Annotated in this window: 12 protein-coding genes; 4 read left to right on the top strand and 8 right to left on the bottom strand. The window is 65.3% G+C overall.

The features are described 5' to 3' along the window. Positions 1–21: 21 nt before the first annotated feature. From ACIBG0_RS22645 to ACIBG0_RS22635, 3 genes are all read right to left on the bottom strand, one after another. The gene (locus tag ACIBG0_RS22645; protein ID WP_397034926.1) at positions 22–1,530 is read right to left on the bottom strand and encodes a carboxylesterase/lipase family protein; all 1,509 of its coding nucleotides are present in this window, start codon (positions 1,528–1,530) and stop codon (positions 22–24) included. Between the two features lie 133 nt (positions 1,531–1,663). Next, positions 1,664–2,689: an NADP-dependent oxidoreductase gene (locus tag ACIBG0_RS22640; RefSeq protein ID WP_397034925.1), complete on the bottom strand. Its 1,026-nt coding sequence runs from the start codon at positions 2,687–2,689 to the stop codon at positions 1,664–1,666. Positions 2,690–2,856: 167 nt separating this feature from the next. Continuing rightward, positions 2,857–3,432: a CGNR zinc finger domain-containing protein gene (locus ACIBG0_RS22635; protein ID WP_397034924.1), complete on the bottom strand. Its 576-nt coding sequence runs from the start codon at positions 3,430–3,432 to the stop codon at positions 2,857–2,859. 102 nt (positions 3,433–3,534) lie between these two features. Here ACIBG0_RS22635 and ACIBG0_RS22630 point away from each other — a divergent pair, with 102 nt between their 5' ends. Next, a complete protein-coding gene (locus ACIBG0_RS22630) occupies positions 3,535–4,731 on the top strand; it encodes an epoxide hydrolase family protein (RefSeq protein ID WP_397034923.1) in 1,197 nt (398 codons plus the stop codon). Between the two features lie 42 nt (positions 4,732–4,773). Here ACIBG0_RS22630 and ACIBG0_RS22625 read toward each other — a convergent pair whose 3' ends face one another. Both ACIBG0_RS22625 and ACIBG0_RS22620 read right to left on the bottom strand, forming a co-directional pair. Continuing rightward, a complete protein-coding gene (locus ACIBG0_RS22625; protein ID WP_397034922.1) occupies positions 4,774–8,046 on the bottom strand; it encodes a protein kinase in 3,273 nt (1,090 codons plus the stop codon). A gap of 710 nt (positions 8,047–8,756) precedes the next feature. Continuing rightward, positions 8,757–9,134 (bottom strand): nitroreductase family deazaflavin-dependent oxidoreductase, encoded by a 378-nt coding sequence (locus tag ACIBG0_RS22620; protein WP_397034921.1) that lies wholly within the window; start codon positions 9,132–9,134, stop codon positions 8,757–8,759. A gap of 77 nt (positions 9,135–9,211) precedes the next feature. On the opposite strand from ACIBG0_RS22620, the gene ACIBG0_RS22615 reads away from it, so the two are divergent. Then, positions 9,212–9,721: an NUDIX domain-containing protein gene (locus tag ACIBG0_RS22615; protein WP_397034962.1), complete on the top strand. Its 510-nt coding sequence runs from the start codon at positions 9,212–9,214 to the stop codon at positions 9,719–9,721. Positions 9,722–9,935: 214 nt separating this feature from the next. Here the strand turns inward: ACIBG0_RS22615 and ACIBG0_RS22610 are convergent, their stop codons facing one another. The 3 genes from ACIBG0_RS22610 to ACIBG0_RS22600 all read right to left on the bottom strand — a co-directional run bounded on the left by ACIBG0_RS22610 (position 9,936) and on the right by ACIBG0_RS22600 (position 12,505). Continuing rightward, the gene (locus tag ACIBG0_RS22610) at positions 9,936–10,616 is read right to left on the bottom strand and encodes a TIGR00266 family protein (RefSeq protein WP_397034920.1); all 681 of its coding nucleotides are present in this window, start codon (positions 10,614–10,616) and stop codon (positions 9,936–9,938) included. A gap of 27 nt (positions 10,617–10,643) precedes the next feature. Further along, positions 10,644–11,018, bottom strand: coding sequence for an arsenate reductase family protein (locus tag ACIBG0_RS22605; RefSeq protein ID WP_397034919.1), 375 nt, complete (start codon positions 11,016–11,018; stop codon positions 10,644–10,646). A 173-nt stretch (positions 11,019–11,191) separates the two neighbouring features. Next, a complete protein-coding gene (locus ACIBG0_RS22600; RefSeq protein WP_397034918.1) occupies positions 11,192–12,505 on the bottom strand; it encodes an aspartate aminotransferase family protein in 1,314 nt (437 codons plus the stop codon). Positions 12,506–12,931: 426 nt separating this feature from the next. Here ACIBG0_RS22600 and ACIBG0_RS22595 point away from each other — a divergent pair, with 426 nt between their 5' ends. Both ACIBG0_RS22595 and ACIBG0_RS22590 read left to right on the top strand, forming a co-directional pair. Then, positions 12,932–13,951 (top strand): LysR family transcriptional regulator, encoded by a 1,020-nt coding sequence (locus tag ACIBG0_RS22595; protein WP_397034917.1) that lies wholly within the window; start codon positions 12,932–12,934, stop codon positions 13,949–13,951. Further along, the gene (locus ACIBG0_RS22590; protein ID WP_397034916.1) at positions 13,908–14,204 is read left to right on the top strand and encodes a DUF6506 family protein; all 297 of its coding nucleotides are present in this window, start codon (positions 13,908–13,910) and stop codon (positions 14,202–14,204) included. Before ACIBG0_RS22595 ends, ACIBG0_RS22590 begins: the two co-directional genes overlap by 44 nt. Positions 14,205–14,295: the final 91 nt, after the last annotated feature.

Below are 14,295 nucleotides of genomic sequence, written 5' to 3'. Positions count from 1 at the left end.
TGGTTGTCTCAGCTCGCTGGTTCAGCGCGCGAGGTCCAGGGTGCCGAATTGGTGGGCGGACCAGATGCGTCGTGAGATCTCTTCGGGGTAGGGCTGGATGATCGGTTCAGCCTGGTAAACGCGGGTGGTTCGTGTCTGCGGATCGTAGGGAGCCCACCCGGGGTTGCCGGTGGTCGCGAAGTTCACCCAGTCGGTGCGCATGTGCTGGGCTACGCGGGTGATTTCGTTCGCGGCGTTCGGGTGGGCGGAGCGGTGGGCGCGTACCTCGTCGGGGCTGAGAGTACCGAACAGGAGCAGGAAGTCCAGGCAGTGTGAGGCGCCCTGTTCGGAGTTGAAGCTCCAGGCCAGTTCGTAGAGCCACACGGGTCCACCGCCGGCGTGCGCGGCGTCGGCCAGGTGCAGGCTCGGCATCCGGAACAGCCAGTCGGTGTTGAGAAGTTCGAATCGTTGGCTGCGTGTGGCATCCGGGTAGGCGGTGCGATAGAGCCTGTCGCCGTCCGCGCCTGGTCCGAGGTGGTCGAATGCCGCAGTCATGCGAGCCGGGCTCGGTTCGCTGCCGGGCCGTGAGGTGTAGAGCCGGAACTCGTCACGGGTGTGACCGACGAGCAGATCCACCTTACGCGCGGCACCGCCAGCGACCGCACTCCACGGTGCGCACGGAAGCACGTCGCCGTCGACGACAGGCGAGAACGGGGTGGGTGTGAGCGCCATCGGGCCCCAGACATCTACGAACTCCGGCATTTTCGTGATAACCGCAGTAGTCGCGTCGGTCAGGGCGCGCGGTGGGAGACGGACAAGGTCGGAGATCGTGGCCCGGACGCCGAGCTGGGCGGCGATCGTGGTCGAGATCGCGGCGGCGAGCTGTGGGGTGAAGTACGTGCCGGGCATGCTCTGGCTGATCGCCCGTCGAAACAGTCCGGCCGCCCTCGGCATGACGAGCAGTGCCGCGATGGCTGCGCCGCCGGCGGATTGGCCGAAAACGGTGACGTTGGCCGGGTCGCCGCCGAATGCGGCGATGTTGTCCTGGACCCAGTGCAGGGCGGCGATCTGGTCGAGGATGCCGCGGTTGTCCGGGGCACCGGTGATGTGGGCGAACCCGTCGACGCCGACGCGATAGTTCATGCTGACCACCACCACACCCGCCCCAGCGAGTGTCGCACCATCGCAGTGCGGGTTGGCGGTGTTGTTCTCCAGGTACGTGCCGCCCTGGATCCACACCATCACCGGCAGTTTCGCGGCACCGAGGTCGGGTGACCAAACGTTGAGGGTCAAACAGTCCTCAGAGCCATCGTCGGTGCTGCCGGACACCGACGACATCACCGACCCAGCATTGCTCGCTTGGGGAACCCGCGGACCGAATTCCCGTGCGTCGCGAACGCCATCCCACCGCAGTGCGCGAACTGGGGCTGCGAACCGTCGTGCGCCAACCGGCGGCTCCGCGTAGCGGATGCCCCGGAAGACCGCGACAGGGCTTTCCCACCTGCCACGCACGACTCCCGCAGCGGTGCGGATTTCATGTTCGATGTCCACGCGATGCTCGCATTCCTGCGTATCAGATGGTGATGCGCTCGGTAGCCGATGCTGTGCTTCAGGCCGATGAGATCATCGCCGGCCCTATGGTTTTGGATGTCGTGTCGGCGAGCAGCCAAGATCAAAAGCAAGGTCAGGGCTTCGATCGTGGGTCGTGGGCGATGCGGAGCAGTTGCTTGCCGAGGTTGCGCCCTTCGAAGAGGCCGCGCAGCATGGCTGGCGCGAGTTCGAGGCCGTCCTGGATATCTTCGGCGTACACGATGTGGCCTTGGGTCATCCATTCGTTCAGTCGGCCGAATGCCTCCGGGAATCGGTCGAGGTAGTCCAGAAAGATGAATCCCTCCATCCGTGCCCGCTTTAGTCCGAGCTGCATGTAGTTGCGCGGTCCAGGAGGCGGTTCGCCCGCCTCGTAGCCGGAAGAGATGCTGCCGCAGACCACGATTCGGGCTCGATCGGCGATATTCGCCAGTCCGGCGTCAAGGATGGCGCCACCGACGTTGTCGAAGAACACGTGGATACCTTCGGGAGCCAGTTCGCGCAACCTCGCCTCAACGTCGTCGGCTTTGTAGTCGATGCACGCATCGAACCGGGCGATCTCGGTGACCCAGGTGCACTTGGCGGCACCGCCCGCGACCCCGATCACCCTGCATCCCAACGCTTTCGCGATCTGGCCCGCGATGGATCCTGTCGCGCCGGCGGCTCCGGACACCAGCACGGTATCCCCGGCCGAGGGCCTACCGATATCCATCATACCGAAGTAGGCGGTTAGCCCGGTCGCGCCGAAGATGCCGAGCATCGCCTTGGGATCAACGCCTGGCGGAACGACATTCAGTCCCAGCAGCCCCTGGCCCGAGGCGATCGTGTAGTCCTGCCATCCGACCATCCCGCAAACCCAGTCTCCCACTGCGTAGTCGGCGTTGTGGGAGACCACGACCTGCCCGACACCACCGGCACGCATCACCGCACCGAGTGGCACCGGATCCATGTAGTTCGGGCCGTCATTGAGCCAGCCCCGCTGAGTCGGATCGAAAGCCAGCCAGACCACCCTGACGAGAGCCTCACCCGGGCCGGGGGTGGGGACCGAGCCGTTCCTGAGCTCGAAGCTGCTGTCGTCGACCATGCCCGCCGGTCGTTTGACAAGAATCCACTGGCGATTCACCCAGCGAAGCTAGCCGGCCTATCCGATCACTGTCATCCGAATTTCCTGGACTCGAACCGGGGACTCAGCCTGCGGACACTGCTACCGGCGCGCGATCCGCGCCAGAGTGCACTTCCCAACCGATCTGTGGTGCGGACGTTGCGGCCGGACCCACCTGGGTGCATCGATCACTTCGCTGATCTGGGACTTTTGCGCTGGTTGGCATTGAAGCGCGCCTTCTTCTCACGATTCCCGCACGTGTTCATGTCACACCATTTGCGGGTGCGACTTTGGCTGGTGTCGAAGAAGGCGGCTCGGCAGGTTGGCGATGCGCACAAGGCCAATTTTCCGTCTCGTTCGCCTGCGATGATGCTGATCGCGTCGGCGGCGATCACGCCTAGGGCATCTTCTACGCAGGAAGCCGAGCTGAGTCGCCATTGACGATTGCCCTCGGGCGTCAGGATAGCCGCGGCCCGACCCTGAATGCTGCAGTCATTGATGATCTGGACAGCAGACGCAGGGAGAGCGTCTTGGATCGCGGCCGCTGTCGCGGCGGCGTGAATTGCTTCCCTCAGTCCCCGAGCGAGTTCGAGCTGAGCGGGGGTGCAGGACTCCACGGCCAGGCCGTTCACTGCCAGCCAGTCGACGAGTCGCTGCGGCGTGGGAATGCGCTCCACAGGATCGCCATGACGCTCCGACAGCGTCCCCGTGAAGCTGGTCGCTAGCACGGTGCCGAGGCGAAAGTCAGGGAACCCAGCAGGCATGGAACCACCTTAGCTGGTTGCGGCTGACGCAGAGGCGTGTTAGAACCGTCTTAGCCGGTTCATGAAAGGTCGTAGCCGGTTCCGCGATGACCAGGAGGTCCCATGCCCGCACTCCTCAATCCGGTTTTCACGCCCGACCCCAGCGACGTGCAAGCATTTGAAGCCCGCGCAAGTGACGCTGACCTCGACGAGCTGCGCGCGCGATTAGCCGCGGCGCGGCTACCGGAGGTCGAGACGGTCTATCGCGCCGCGCCCGACCCTCGCCGATGGGAACAGGGCGTTCCGCTCGCCGACCTCGTCGATGTCGTGAACTACTGGCGCACCGGGTACAACTGGCGGTCATTCGAAGAGCGCCTCAACCGTATCGGCCAGTTCCGCACGACCATTGATGATCTGGGAATCCACTTCCTGCACCGTCGATCCGCGCGCGCAGATGCCACTCCGCTGATCTTGACGCATGGCTGGCCAGACAGCATCGCTCGGTTCATCGATGTAGTAGACGAGCTGGCAGATCCGAAAGATGCAGACGCGCCAGCGTTCCACGTCGTTGTCCCGTCGCTACCGGGCTTTGGTTACAGCGACAAGCCGGCCACCACCGGGTGGGGAACCGAAAAGATCGCGGCCGCATGGGTGGAACTGATGGGAAGGCTCGGCTATCGCGAGTTCGCGGCCCACGGCGGCGACTGGGGAGGCAATATCACCACGGTTCTCGGCGGCAGGTTCCCGGCGCACGTTCTCGGCATCCACACAACGTTCGCGGAGGGACCGCCCGGGTTGACAACGGACGGGCTGACGGCGGCCGAGCGCAAGTGGACCGAGGAAACCCGCGATTTCTGGTGCCACCGCGCGGCGTACGCGAAGCAGCAGGCGACCCGACCGCAGACCATCGGTTACTCGCTCGTCGACTCACCGGTCGGGCTTCTTGCCTGGATTCTCGATAAGTTCGCTGAGTGGACAGATACCGAAGATAGCCCGTTCGAGACGATTTCCAGAGACAGCATTCTGGACAACATCACCCTGTACTGGCTGACGCGGACCGGCGCATCCTCAGCCCGCATCTACTACGAAAGCCACAACTCGCTCGACCCCGAACTTCGGGTCGACGTCCCGACAGCAATCAGCATGTATCCCCGCGACGTCGAGAAGTGTCCGCGCCCCTGGGCGCAGGAGCGGTATCGACAGATCGTCCGATGGCGCTCGCCCGAAACCGGGGGACATTTCCCGTCGCTGGAGGTTCCCGAGTATTTCGTCAAGGACCTGCAAGAAGGCCTCGCGGCAGTGCTGGCCGCTAATCGGTGAAGCGGCAGCGAGTAATACGAGCTTCACAACACATAATCGGGGTCACGGACTCTCTTGTTTGGTTTCCTTCACGATCCAGGCCGCGATCTGAGAGCGTGAGGTGAAGCCGAGTTTGGTCAGGATGTGTTCGACGTGGCCTTCGGCGGTGCGTTGCGAGATCACGAGTTTGGCGGCGATCTGCTTGTTGCTGAGTCCCTGAGCGATGAGGTCGGCGACCTGCAGCTCACGCTTGGTCAATTTCGTGGATGCGCGCGCGGTATCGGCGGGCTGTTCCCCGAGCGCGTACGCCACAGCGGCGCCGATCCCCATCGCCTGACCGTGGCGGAAGGCCGCGTCGAATGCGCGGGTGCCGAGGGTGCGACGCGTTGTCTGCTCACAGTTTTCGTGAAAGCGCGCCATGTCCGGGAAGACAGCTCCAACACTGCTACCCACGAGCCAGCTTCCTTGCGCGGCTCCCAGCAGCACGGCCGCGCGCTCGGCGTCGCCCTGGTCGGCGACAGTCCAGGCCAGCGCCTCGAGACTGAACGCGGTAAGCACCGGGCTACTCGGCCGACGGTTGACTCGCAGCGCTTCCTCGAGCAGCTGTCGGGCTTTGTCCCGCAAGCCTTGCTGCCATGCGGCCACACCCAATCCGCGTAGCGCAGCCGAACGATAGAGCAGTTCGCCCTGCGCTTCGCTAATGGAAAATACCCGGCGGTAATGCTCGGTTGCTCGAGTCATGTCGCCGCGTAGCTCATACGCCCAGCCGAGGATGGTCAGGGTACCGATGTAGAGAGCGCCCGTCCTTTCCCAGCTGAGTGTCTCGATGTCATGTTCGAGGGAGGACGCTACGTTGACCGTTTCGCCGCTAGCGAGTGCGAGAACGGCGGTCGCATAGGCGATCTGCGCCTGGCTCGCGGGGGCGGGGGCCTGTTCCGCGAGCACTCGTGCCTGCTCCAGCAGGGCGGCCGCAGACTGGACATCACCCTGCGGCGCGGCCAGTTGGCAGCCGACGCAGAACGCCTTGATGCGGTCGAGTACCGGTTGCGCGGCAGGGTGGGCGAGAACGCGGTCGATCCACGATCGGCCTTCCCCATACTGACCGGATAAGCTCCAGAAATCGTAGAGTGCCGCTGTGGTGCGCAGCCCTGCTTCAGCGGCTTCCTGCGTGTTCTCGGACAGGCAGGATTCGAGCGCTTCGCGCAGGTTGGGTAGTTCGTGTTCGAGGCGGATGATCCAGTCGAGCTGCCGGTCGCTGATCCACCCGGCTTCCGCGTCCAACGCCAACTGCCGATACCAGTCGCGGTGGCGTCGGCGCAGCTCAGTGTCTTCGCCGGACTCTCGTAGTTTTTCCCGGCCGTAGCCGCGAACTGTCTCGAGCATCCGGAAACGCACGGCGGTATCGGATTCCTCCCGGATCAGGATGGACTTGTCGACCAGGGAGGAAACCACATCCAGCGGCGTATCCGGTGCTAGGTCTATGCCGCATATCTGCTCGACGGCGTCGAGTTCGAAGCTGCCGGCGAACACCGACATCCGGGCCCACAGCCGCTGTTCGGTCCCAGTGCACAACTCGTAGCTCCAGTCGATACTCCATCGCAGCGTCTGTTGTCGTGTCGGGGCTGTGCGACTGCCGCGGGTGAGCAGCGCGTACCGATCGGTAAGCCGGGCCAGGATCTGCTGCGGTGACATCGTGCGCATCCGGGCCGCGGCCAGCTCGATCGCCAGCGGCAACCCGTCCAGGTGGGCGCAGATCCCGGTGACGGCGGCCTTGTTGCCCTCATCTAGTTCGAAGCCCGGCACCGCTGCCGCGGCGCGGTCTACGAACAACGTCACCGCATCGAAACCGGGCAGCCCGGCCAGGGTCGGTTCCCGGTCGGGGTCGGGGACCGACAGTGGTGGCACCCGCAGCAATGCTTCCCCAGCGATGTTCAGTGGTTCGCGGCTAGTGGCGAGGATCCGCAACTCTGGACAGGTCCGCAGCAACGTCTCGGTCAGCTTGGCCACCGCATCCACGATCTGCTCGCAGTTGTCCACCACGAGCAGTGTTTCTCGCGAACTCAGGAAGCCGATCAGAACCTCGAGCAACGGGCTGGCCGACTCGTTGCGCACACCGAGGGTGGCCGCCACCACGTCGACCAGCAGCGCGGGGTCGGACACTTCGGCCAACTCGATCAACCACACACCGTCGGCGAAACCCCGTCGCGCACTGGCCGCGGCCCGCAGCGCCAGTCGCGTCTTGCCGACACCCCCGGTCCCGGTCAACGTCACCAGCCGCGCGTTCGACAGCAGATTCTTCAGCGCCGATACCTCGGTGCGCCGGTCGATGAAACTGGTCAACTCGAGCGGCAGATTGCCACTGTAGTCCCGAGTAGCCGCCGTCGGCTTGCGCGCTACCCGCATCGGTGGCTTCTGGTCGGAATCGGCGAGACTCTGTTCGCCCCCCACCGCCATCTCGCCCACCGCGAACCCGTGGCGCTGCTGCAGTTGCCGAAGTGTCTGCCCCAGCGCCGCCGCCGACGGCCGCTCCCCACGGTCGCGGCTCATCGCCGTCGCCACCACCGCCGACACGTCCTCGGGGAGGCCGTCCTCCCGCAAGTCGGGCACCGGCTGGGTGGTGATCCGGATAAACTGCGCGACCATCTTCTCACCGCTACGACGCTCGAACGCGGCATGCCCGGTCAATGCACAGAACAGGGTGGCGCCGAGCCCATAGACATCCGCGGCCGGGGTCGGCTCGCCTCCCTCGAGCACCTCCGGCGCGGTGAACGCCGGCGATCCGGTCACCACGCTCGCAGTCGTCTGGAACCCACCGGTGATGTGCGCGATACCGAAATCTGTCAACGCTGGTTCACCGTACTCGGTGAGCAGAATGTTTCCCGGCTTCACGTCCCGATGCACGATACCGAGACGATGTGCGCTCTCCAGCGCACCAGCGATCTTCACCCCGATCTGCAGCACCTTCTCCAAAGGAAGCGGACCGTGCTCGCGGATCCACGCATCCAGCGAATCCAGCGGGTGGTACGGCATCACCAGATATGGCTGCCCGCTGGCGGTGGTACCGGTTTCCAGCACGGTGACGATATTGGGATGCCCGGTCAACCGGCCCATCGCGCGCTGCTCCCGGACAAACCGCGCCTGATTGTCTTCGTCCAATTCCGAGGTCAGAACCTTTACCGCGACCGTCCGGTCCAGCGATGCCTGCGTGCAGCGATACACCACACCGAAACCCCCGCGCCCGATCTCCACGGCGTCCTCCAAACCCGCAGCAGCCAACTCCGCCGTGACAGGCTTCATCGCCTCACGGCGCGTCCGCAGCGGATCGTCATCGGTCATCGGCCGGGTGGGATCCGACCAGCATCTCTCCGGACACCAGGCAACATTCACTCACCTTTCGCCAATGCCAGCGTATCGCCGGAGAACATCGACGGAGGAATATCGGACTGGCGGCGCGTTGAGCGAGACACCGACCGCCACCAGCGGAGACGGCTACCCGCCTTGCCGTCGGCCCGCGGCGGCGCGCCAGACAATTCCCTGCGCCGACGACGCAAACCGATCCCCTGACGGTGCAGGGTGCCGAACCGAGTACTGGCGAATGACCGTCTCGGGCACTCACGCGGGCCGCTTACTCCACTCGATCTCCACGGTGGTGCGGAACACCACCTGGGCCGAGTTCTCGCCCAGCACCTACACGTCGAGAAGTTCTGTCGTACCGGAATGATCGCGCCGAGTGAGCCGCCGCAGCCCGCTCGCGATCGACATGGATCTGCTGGCGGTCGCCGGTCGTGACAGCGAAGGCGCCGATCCCGAGAACAAGTCATTGAGGTCGGGCAGGTGGCAGCCACCACCGGTAGTGACACGGAATTGGATTCGCTGATCGTCCGGGCCCACATCGAAGCGGCATGTCGACGATCCGGGGTCCTGGATCGGGAAGTTCCCGACATGGCGGTTCAAGACTGCCTGATCCGGTTACACCCGGGTTGACTCGTGGCGATTGCCGAAACCTCTTGCCTACTCGGACAAAAGGTTTCGGCTTCGGAAGGTTGTCAAGCCGGACGCGCCTGCAGATAGTCCGTCGCAGACATGACCTTCAGCGCCTGGCGCACACCGAGTGGCGCCCACCCAGCCGAACCGTCGTGCACCACCAGCGGATCGACGAGCAGCACGACCGTCCCCTTGGTCTCGAGTTCGAAACCGCCTGCGGCCGAGACGTTCTTGACCCAGTCCGTATCGCGGCCATACGTCAGCGCGATCCGGTAGACACCGTCGTTTTCGAACGCCCACACCGGAGTTCTGTACGGCCGCCCGGATTTTCGGCCCTTGTGGACGACCATGCTCATCGGGGGCACTTTGCCGGCCAATCGGCCGAGGATCGGGTTCGTCACGTGCCGGTTCAATTTCGCCAGTGTGCGCGGAAGCACCATCTGGGGCGGTCCTCTCTCAGGGTGGCGTGCGGAGATCAGGTTACTCTCGAGCGGTGTTCGTGCACCCTCAGTCGGAGATGATCGCGGTCTATGACAAGGCGGGCCGCGAAATCGGCGCGGCCGACCGTGCCACCGTCTATCGCGACGGCATCTGGCATGCCAGTGCGGGGGTACTCGTCCGCTCCGGCGACGGCGAACGCGTCTATGTGCACCGTCGCACCGATACCAAGATGGTCTTCGCCGGTATGCACGACTGCCTGGCCGGTGGTGTCGTCGATCCCGGCGAAACCCCCGCACAGACGGCCGTCCGCGAACTCGCCGAGGAACTTGGCATCGTCCTGCCCGCCGACGCGGCACCGCTCCCCCTGCGGGCCCGCACGTCCTGGGACGGCATATGGCAGGGCGCACCGATGCGCTGTCATATGTTCGCCTACGAACTCCGCTACGACGGACCCATCCGGCACCAACCCGAGGAGATCGTGGACGGCTGGTGGTGGACCGATGCCGAACTGCGCGCACATCTGGCCGACCCGTCCTGGCCGTTCGTCCCCGATACCCGCATCCTCACCGACCAACTGCTGGCCTGAAACGCCATCGACCCATCAGGTCGGGGACCTGATGGGCCGACGAGCCTGCGTTCTGTCAGGCGGCGCTACCGCTCATAGCACCCATGACCTGGGTGAAGAGGTTCGCGACGACTTCGAGGAGCTCCATGTACATTCCCTTGCTGGACCCGATATGAAATTTGCATTCTGCACGAGTTAGGTGTCCAGCAGGTAAGAGGGCCGTGAAAACGGGCGACTAACCCGAGGACGCCACCGAGCCAGCCCAGGCCGCGAAAGCGCCCGGATTTCGGGTCTGCAGCAGCACCCGGCCAGGCCCCGTGAAGTCGAATACAAAGCCCTCGCCCGACTTCAGCGACTGGATGGAGCGCCCGGATACCGCGCGCCGAATAGTGAAGTTCATGGCCAAGTCGTAGGCCACTACATGGCCGGTATCGATGGTGATCGGCTCGCCCGGCTGCAGATCGATCACATCGATCGCGCCGAAGACACCGACGACGACCTCACCCTCGCCGTGTGCGCGCAGCCCGAAGCCGCCCTCGCCACCGAACAGGTTCGCCAAACCGCCCCATTTGCCCTCGACCTGCACGCCATGCGAGTTCGCGATCCAACCGCCGCGGCTGATGAAGAACGGCCGATCAGGAGTGATCTGCAGATTCAGCATGTCGCCGGGAAGTGCGGGCGCCACATCCACCCACCCGCCTTGCGGTGGAGCGGTGAAGGTCGAGACGAAGAATGATTCGCCCGCCAACACCGAACGCTTCAGCCCGGCGAGAATGCCCCCTTCGGCCTTGGCCTGCAACGAAACTCCCGCCGAATGCGCGACCATAGCGCCGCTCTCGACCCGCATCGGCTCGCCGCCGGCCAGGAAGCACCGTGCGACCGCGGAGGCCGGACTATGACGCAGTTGTACCTTCATAAATGCCGACCCTACCGGCTATTTCGGCTACGACGGGTTCAGCGATTCCAGGGTCTTCGCATCCCGCGCGACAACCGCACCACCGTCGGGTGTGAGCACGATCGGTCGCTGAATCAGCTTCGGATTCGCCGCCAATGCTTCGATCCAGCGCTCCCGGTCGGCCTCGGTGCGTCCCCAGCCGGATATGCCCAGGTCCTTGGCGACCTGTTCACCGGTGCGGGTGATATCCCAGGGCTCGGCGCCGAGCCGCTTCAACACGGCCCGCAATTCCGCCGCGGTCGGCGGATTGTCGAGGTAGCGCCGGACCGTGTACTCGACGCCCACCTCGTCCAGGTGCGTGGTGGCATTGCGGCTCTTGCTGCACTGCGGGTTGTGCCAGATCTCGGTTTGCCCAGATGTCATGGTCGCAGCGTACCGACAGGTGCATCCGGGTCGGGCACACGTGGGACCAGAGGTGGCGCAAGCCGGTGCGTTTCCACACGGTGACGTGCCGGGTAGCCGATTCGGCTGTCCACCTTGGCAACTGGTTCGATATGGTCGAATTCCCAGTGCTCGCCCGCCAGCCAGCCGGTGCTTCACCCCACGTATTCGTCGGCGACCTCCAACACCTCGTCGACGATCTCCAGTCCCGTGCGCAGTTCGTCGGCCGAGGTGGTCAGCGGCGGTGCGATCTGGAAGCGGTTACCCGCATTGAACGGCCACAGCCCACGTTCCTTTGCGGCGGCGGTCACCCGGTTCATCGGTTCGGCGGCGGGACCGGCGGCCGCGAACGGGATCAGCGGCTCGCGGGCGTCTGGATCGCGCACCAACTCCAGTGCCCAGAAGAAGCCCATGCCGCGCGCCTCGCCGACACTCGGATGTCGAGATGCCAACTCCGCCAAGCCTTTTCCGAGGACATCCGCGCCGACTGTGCGCACGTGGTCGAGTATGCCGTCGCGTTCGAAAACGTTGATCGAGGCGATGCCCGCGGCACAGGCGAGGGGGTGTCCGGCATAGGTGAGTCCGCCGGGATACACCGTATTGTCATAGCGCTGCGCGATCCGTTCCGCCATCAGCACACCGCCGAGCGGAACATAACCGGAGTTGACACCCTTGGCGAAGGTGATGATATCGGGTGCGACATCGAAGGCCTGGACCGCGAACCACGCACCGACCCGACCGAATCCGACCATCACTTCGTCGGCGATATAAACGATGCCGAATTCGTCGCACAGTTCGCGGACACCGGCGAGGTAGCCCGGCGGCGGCACGAGCACACCGTTGGTGCCGACCACCGTCTCCAGAATCAGACCCGCGATGTGTTGCGGCCCTTCCAATTCGATCACTTGGCGCAGGTGTCGCAACGCCGCGGTTGTCTCTTCCGCTGGAGTGCTCGAGCCCCATGGGGATCGGTAGGGATACGGCCCGAAGAAGCGGACGACGTCGACATTGGTCGGTTCCGCGCCCCAGCGTCGCGGCTCACCGGTCAGCCCGATCGCGACGCCGGTGCCGCCGTGATAGGAGCGGTAAGCAGCGAGCATTTTGGTGCGGCCGGTGTAGCTGCGAGCCAGCCGCACCGCATGTTCGACGGCCTCCGCGCCGCCGGTGGTGAACAGAATCCGATTCAGCTCCCCCGGTGCGCGTTCCACGATCAACCGGGCCAGTTCGCTGCGCTCCTCGTTGCCGACGGTCGGCGAGATGGTCGCGAGCTTCTGTACCTGATCGATAATGGCCGCGACGATATCCGGATGTTGGTGTCCGATATTGACATTCACCAGTTGGGAGGAGAAGTCGAGATAGCGTTTGCCGCTCTCCTCCCAGAACCACGATCCCGAGGCGCCGACGATCGGCACCGGGTTCAGCGTCGCCTGGGCACTCCAGGGATAGAAGACGTGATCTGACCCGCTCATGCGGCGAATTCCCCCTTCGAACCTGGATAGGACAGCACCTTGGCACCATAGCCCGATTGCGGCGCCTGCGCGGCCAGGTACTCATTGCGTCCGGTCGATACGCATCGGCGGATCACGGTCCTGGAAGCCGCGTGATCGCCTCGGCTGGCATATCAGCGGCGGGATCGGCGCCGACGAGGCGGCAGTTGACGATTACATCAGCATCTGTTCCGCCGCGCGGCCGCTACTGCTGCCGCATGAGCGTCGTGGTGCGGAATGGGTTCGAATTCAGTAGCCAAGTGCCGTCGATCGCACGACGACACACAGATGGCCAAACTCGACGCCCGAGACCGGGCCCAACTCGTCGTCCTGGCCTACCGGAACGGCTTGGCCGCACCGAACTCCGGCACCGGGTGACACGTCGGGGGGCCGCGCTAACGTCGGGGAATGGAGTTGCGTCAGCTGCGGTACTTCCTGGCGGTCGCCGAGGAGCGGAATCTGACGCGCGCCGCGGAGACGCTGGGTATCCGGCCGACCTCGTTGAGCCAGCAGATCATCGCCCTGGAGCGCCATCTCGATGCGCGGCTGTTCGTGCGGACATCGGCGGGAATGACGCCGACCCCCGCCGGTGAACGGCTGTTCGATCGGGCGCGCGTGGTCGTCGCGGAGGCTCGGCGGGCGGAGGAGTCGGTGCGTAGCGGGCGGCTGCTGCGCCTGGCAGTGACGCCTGGGATATCGCCGGATGTCGTGGCGATGCTGTGGCGGTTGGCCCGGCCGCACACGCCCGATATCGCTGATATGCAGACGGCGGAGCAGGTGCGGGGGCTTCGCGGAGGCGTGCTGGACGTGGGGTTGCTGTTGTTGCCGGTCGACTCGCCCGACCTCAAGTGCGTAACGGTCGCGGATGCCGAACTCGGTGTGGTGGCAGCCGTCGGTCATCGTCTGGCCGGACAGGATTCGGTGCGATGGCCGGATCTGGAGGACAGTGCGCTGCTGTGGTTCGCGCGCGCGTCGGCGCCGGGCTATTACGACGCGGTTCGCGACGTGTGGACCCGCGCCGGCTGGCGTCCGGCAGCGGTGCGGGAAGGCGCGCCCCGGCGTGCGCTATTCGAGGCCGAACTACGGCACGGAGGTGACGTGATCGGGCTGCGGCCGGCATGGGACGTGCCCGGCGGGGCGGGGCGGGGCTGGTTTGGTTGCCGTTCGCGGAGGGTGCACCGCGAATCCGGCACGCGCTGGCCTGGAACGCCGGTGATTCTCAGGCCGCACAATTCCGGGAATGGGCCGCTGACCTGGCGTGTGCGGCTGTCCCGCAGACGCGTCCGGCGTTGCCTCGTGGACAGCGGGCCGCCGCGTCCGCTGTGCTGGATGCCGGACGGGCCGCGTCGAGATGAGGCGCCGCCGCACAGAACAGGAGACGCACATGGCACTTACCGCATGGGGCTTCGTATATACCGCGCCCGGTAGTGATCCGAGCCGCGAGACCGTCATGGACACAGCGAGTTGCCGAACGGTTTTCGTGGGTGTGGACCAACCGGAACAGGCGCCCGATGTGGCCCGCCGGTTGGTGGGCTCCGGGGTGCAGTTGATCGAACTGTGTGGCGGTTTCGGCCCGCTTTGGACAGCCCGGGTGATCGAGGCGATCGGCGGGGCTGTTCCGGTGGGTGCGGTGGCCTACGGCGCGGAAGCCATCGACCAAGTGCACGCGATCTTCGCCTAGCGTTGCGCGGACCCCCATCCGCTGGCACGCAAGTTGCGCACCCAATTGCCCGAGCGGCGCCAGTGGATGTACCCGCTGATCCCATGAACAC

The sequence above is a fragment of the Nocardia sp. NPDC050630 genome, from assembly GCF_044457245.1.
GTDB lineage: Bacteria > Actinomycetota > Actinomycetes > Mycobacteriales > Mycobacteriaceae > Nocardia.
This window is presented reverse-complemented; position numbering and strand designations above follow the sequence as displayed.

Excerpts from the sequence above, each read along its gene's own strand:
- ACIBG0_RS22595 (WP_397034917.1), top strand. The coding sequence starts at position 12,932 with ATGGAGTTGCGTCAGCTGCGGTACTTCCTGGCGGTCGCCGAGGAGCGG.
- ACIBG0_RS22610 (WP_397034920.1), bottom strand. The coding sequence starts at position 10,616 with ATGAAGGTACAACTGCGTCATAGTCCGGCCTCCGCGGTCGCACGGTGC.
- ACIBG0_RS22590 (WP_397034916.1), top strand. The coding sequence starts at position 13,908 with ATGGCACTTACCGCATGGGGCTTCGTATATACCGCGCCCGGTAGTGAT.
- ACIBG0_RS22635 (WP_397034924.1), bottom strand. The coding sequence starts at position 3,432 with ATGCCTGCTGGGTTCCCTGACTTTCGCCTCGGCACCGTGCTAGCGACC.
- ACIBG0_RS22600 (WP_397034918.1), bottom strand. The coding sequence starts at position 12,505 with ATGAGCGGGTCAGATCACGTCTTCTATCCCTGGAGTGCCCAGGCGACG.
- ACIBG0_RS22630 (WP_397034923.1), top strand. The coding sequence starts at position 3,535 with ATGCCCGCACTCCTCAATCCGGTTTTCACGCCCGACCCCAGCGACGTG.
- ACIBG0_RS22620 (WP_397034921.1), bottom strand. The coding sequence starts at position 9,134 with ATGGTGCTTCCGCGCACACTGGCGAAATTGAACCGGCACGTGACGAAC.
- ACIBG0_RS22625 (WP_397034922.1), bottom strand. The coding sequence starts at position 8,046 with ATGACCGATGACGATCCGCTGCGGACGCGCCGTGAGGCGATGAAGCCT.
- ACIBG0_RS22615 (WP_397034962.1), top strand. The coding sequence starts at position 9,212 with ATGATCGCGGTCTATGACAAGGCGGGCCGCGAAATCGGCGCGGCCGAC.
- ACIBG0_RS22605 (WP_397034919.1), bottom strand. The coding sequence starts at position 11,018 with ATGACATCTGGGCAAACCGAGATCTGGCACAACCCGCAGTGCAGCAAG.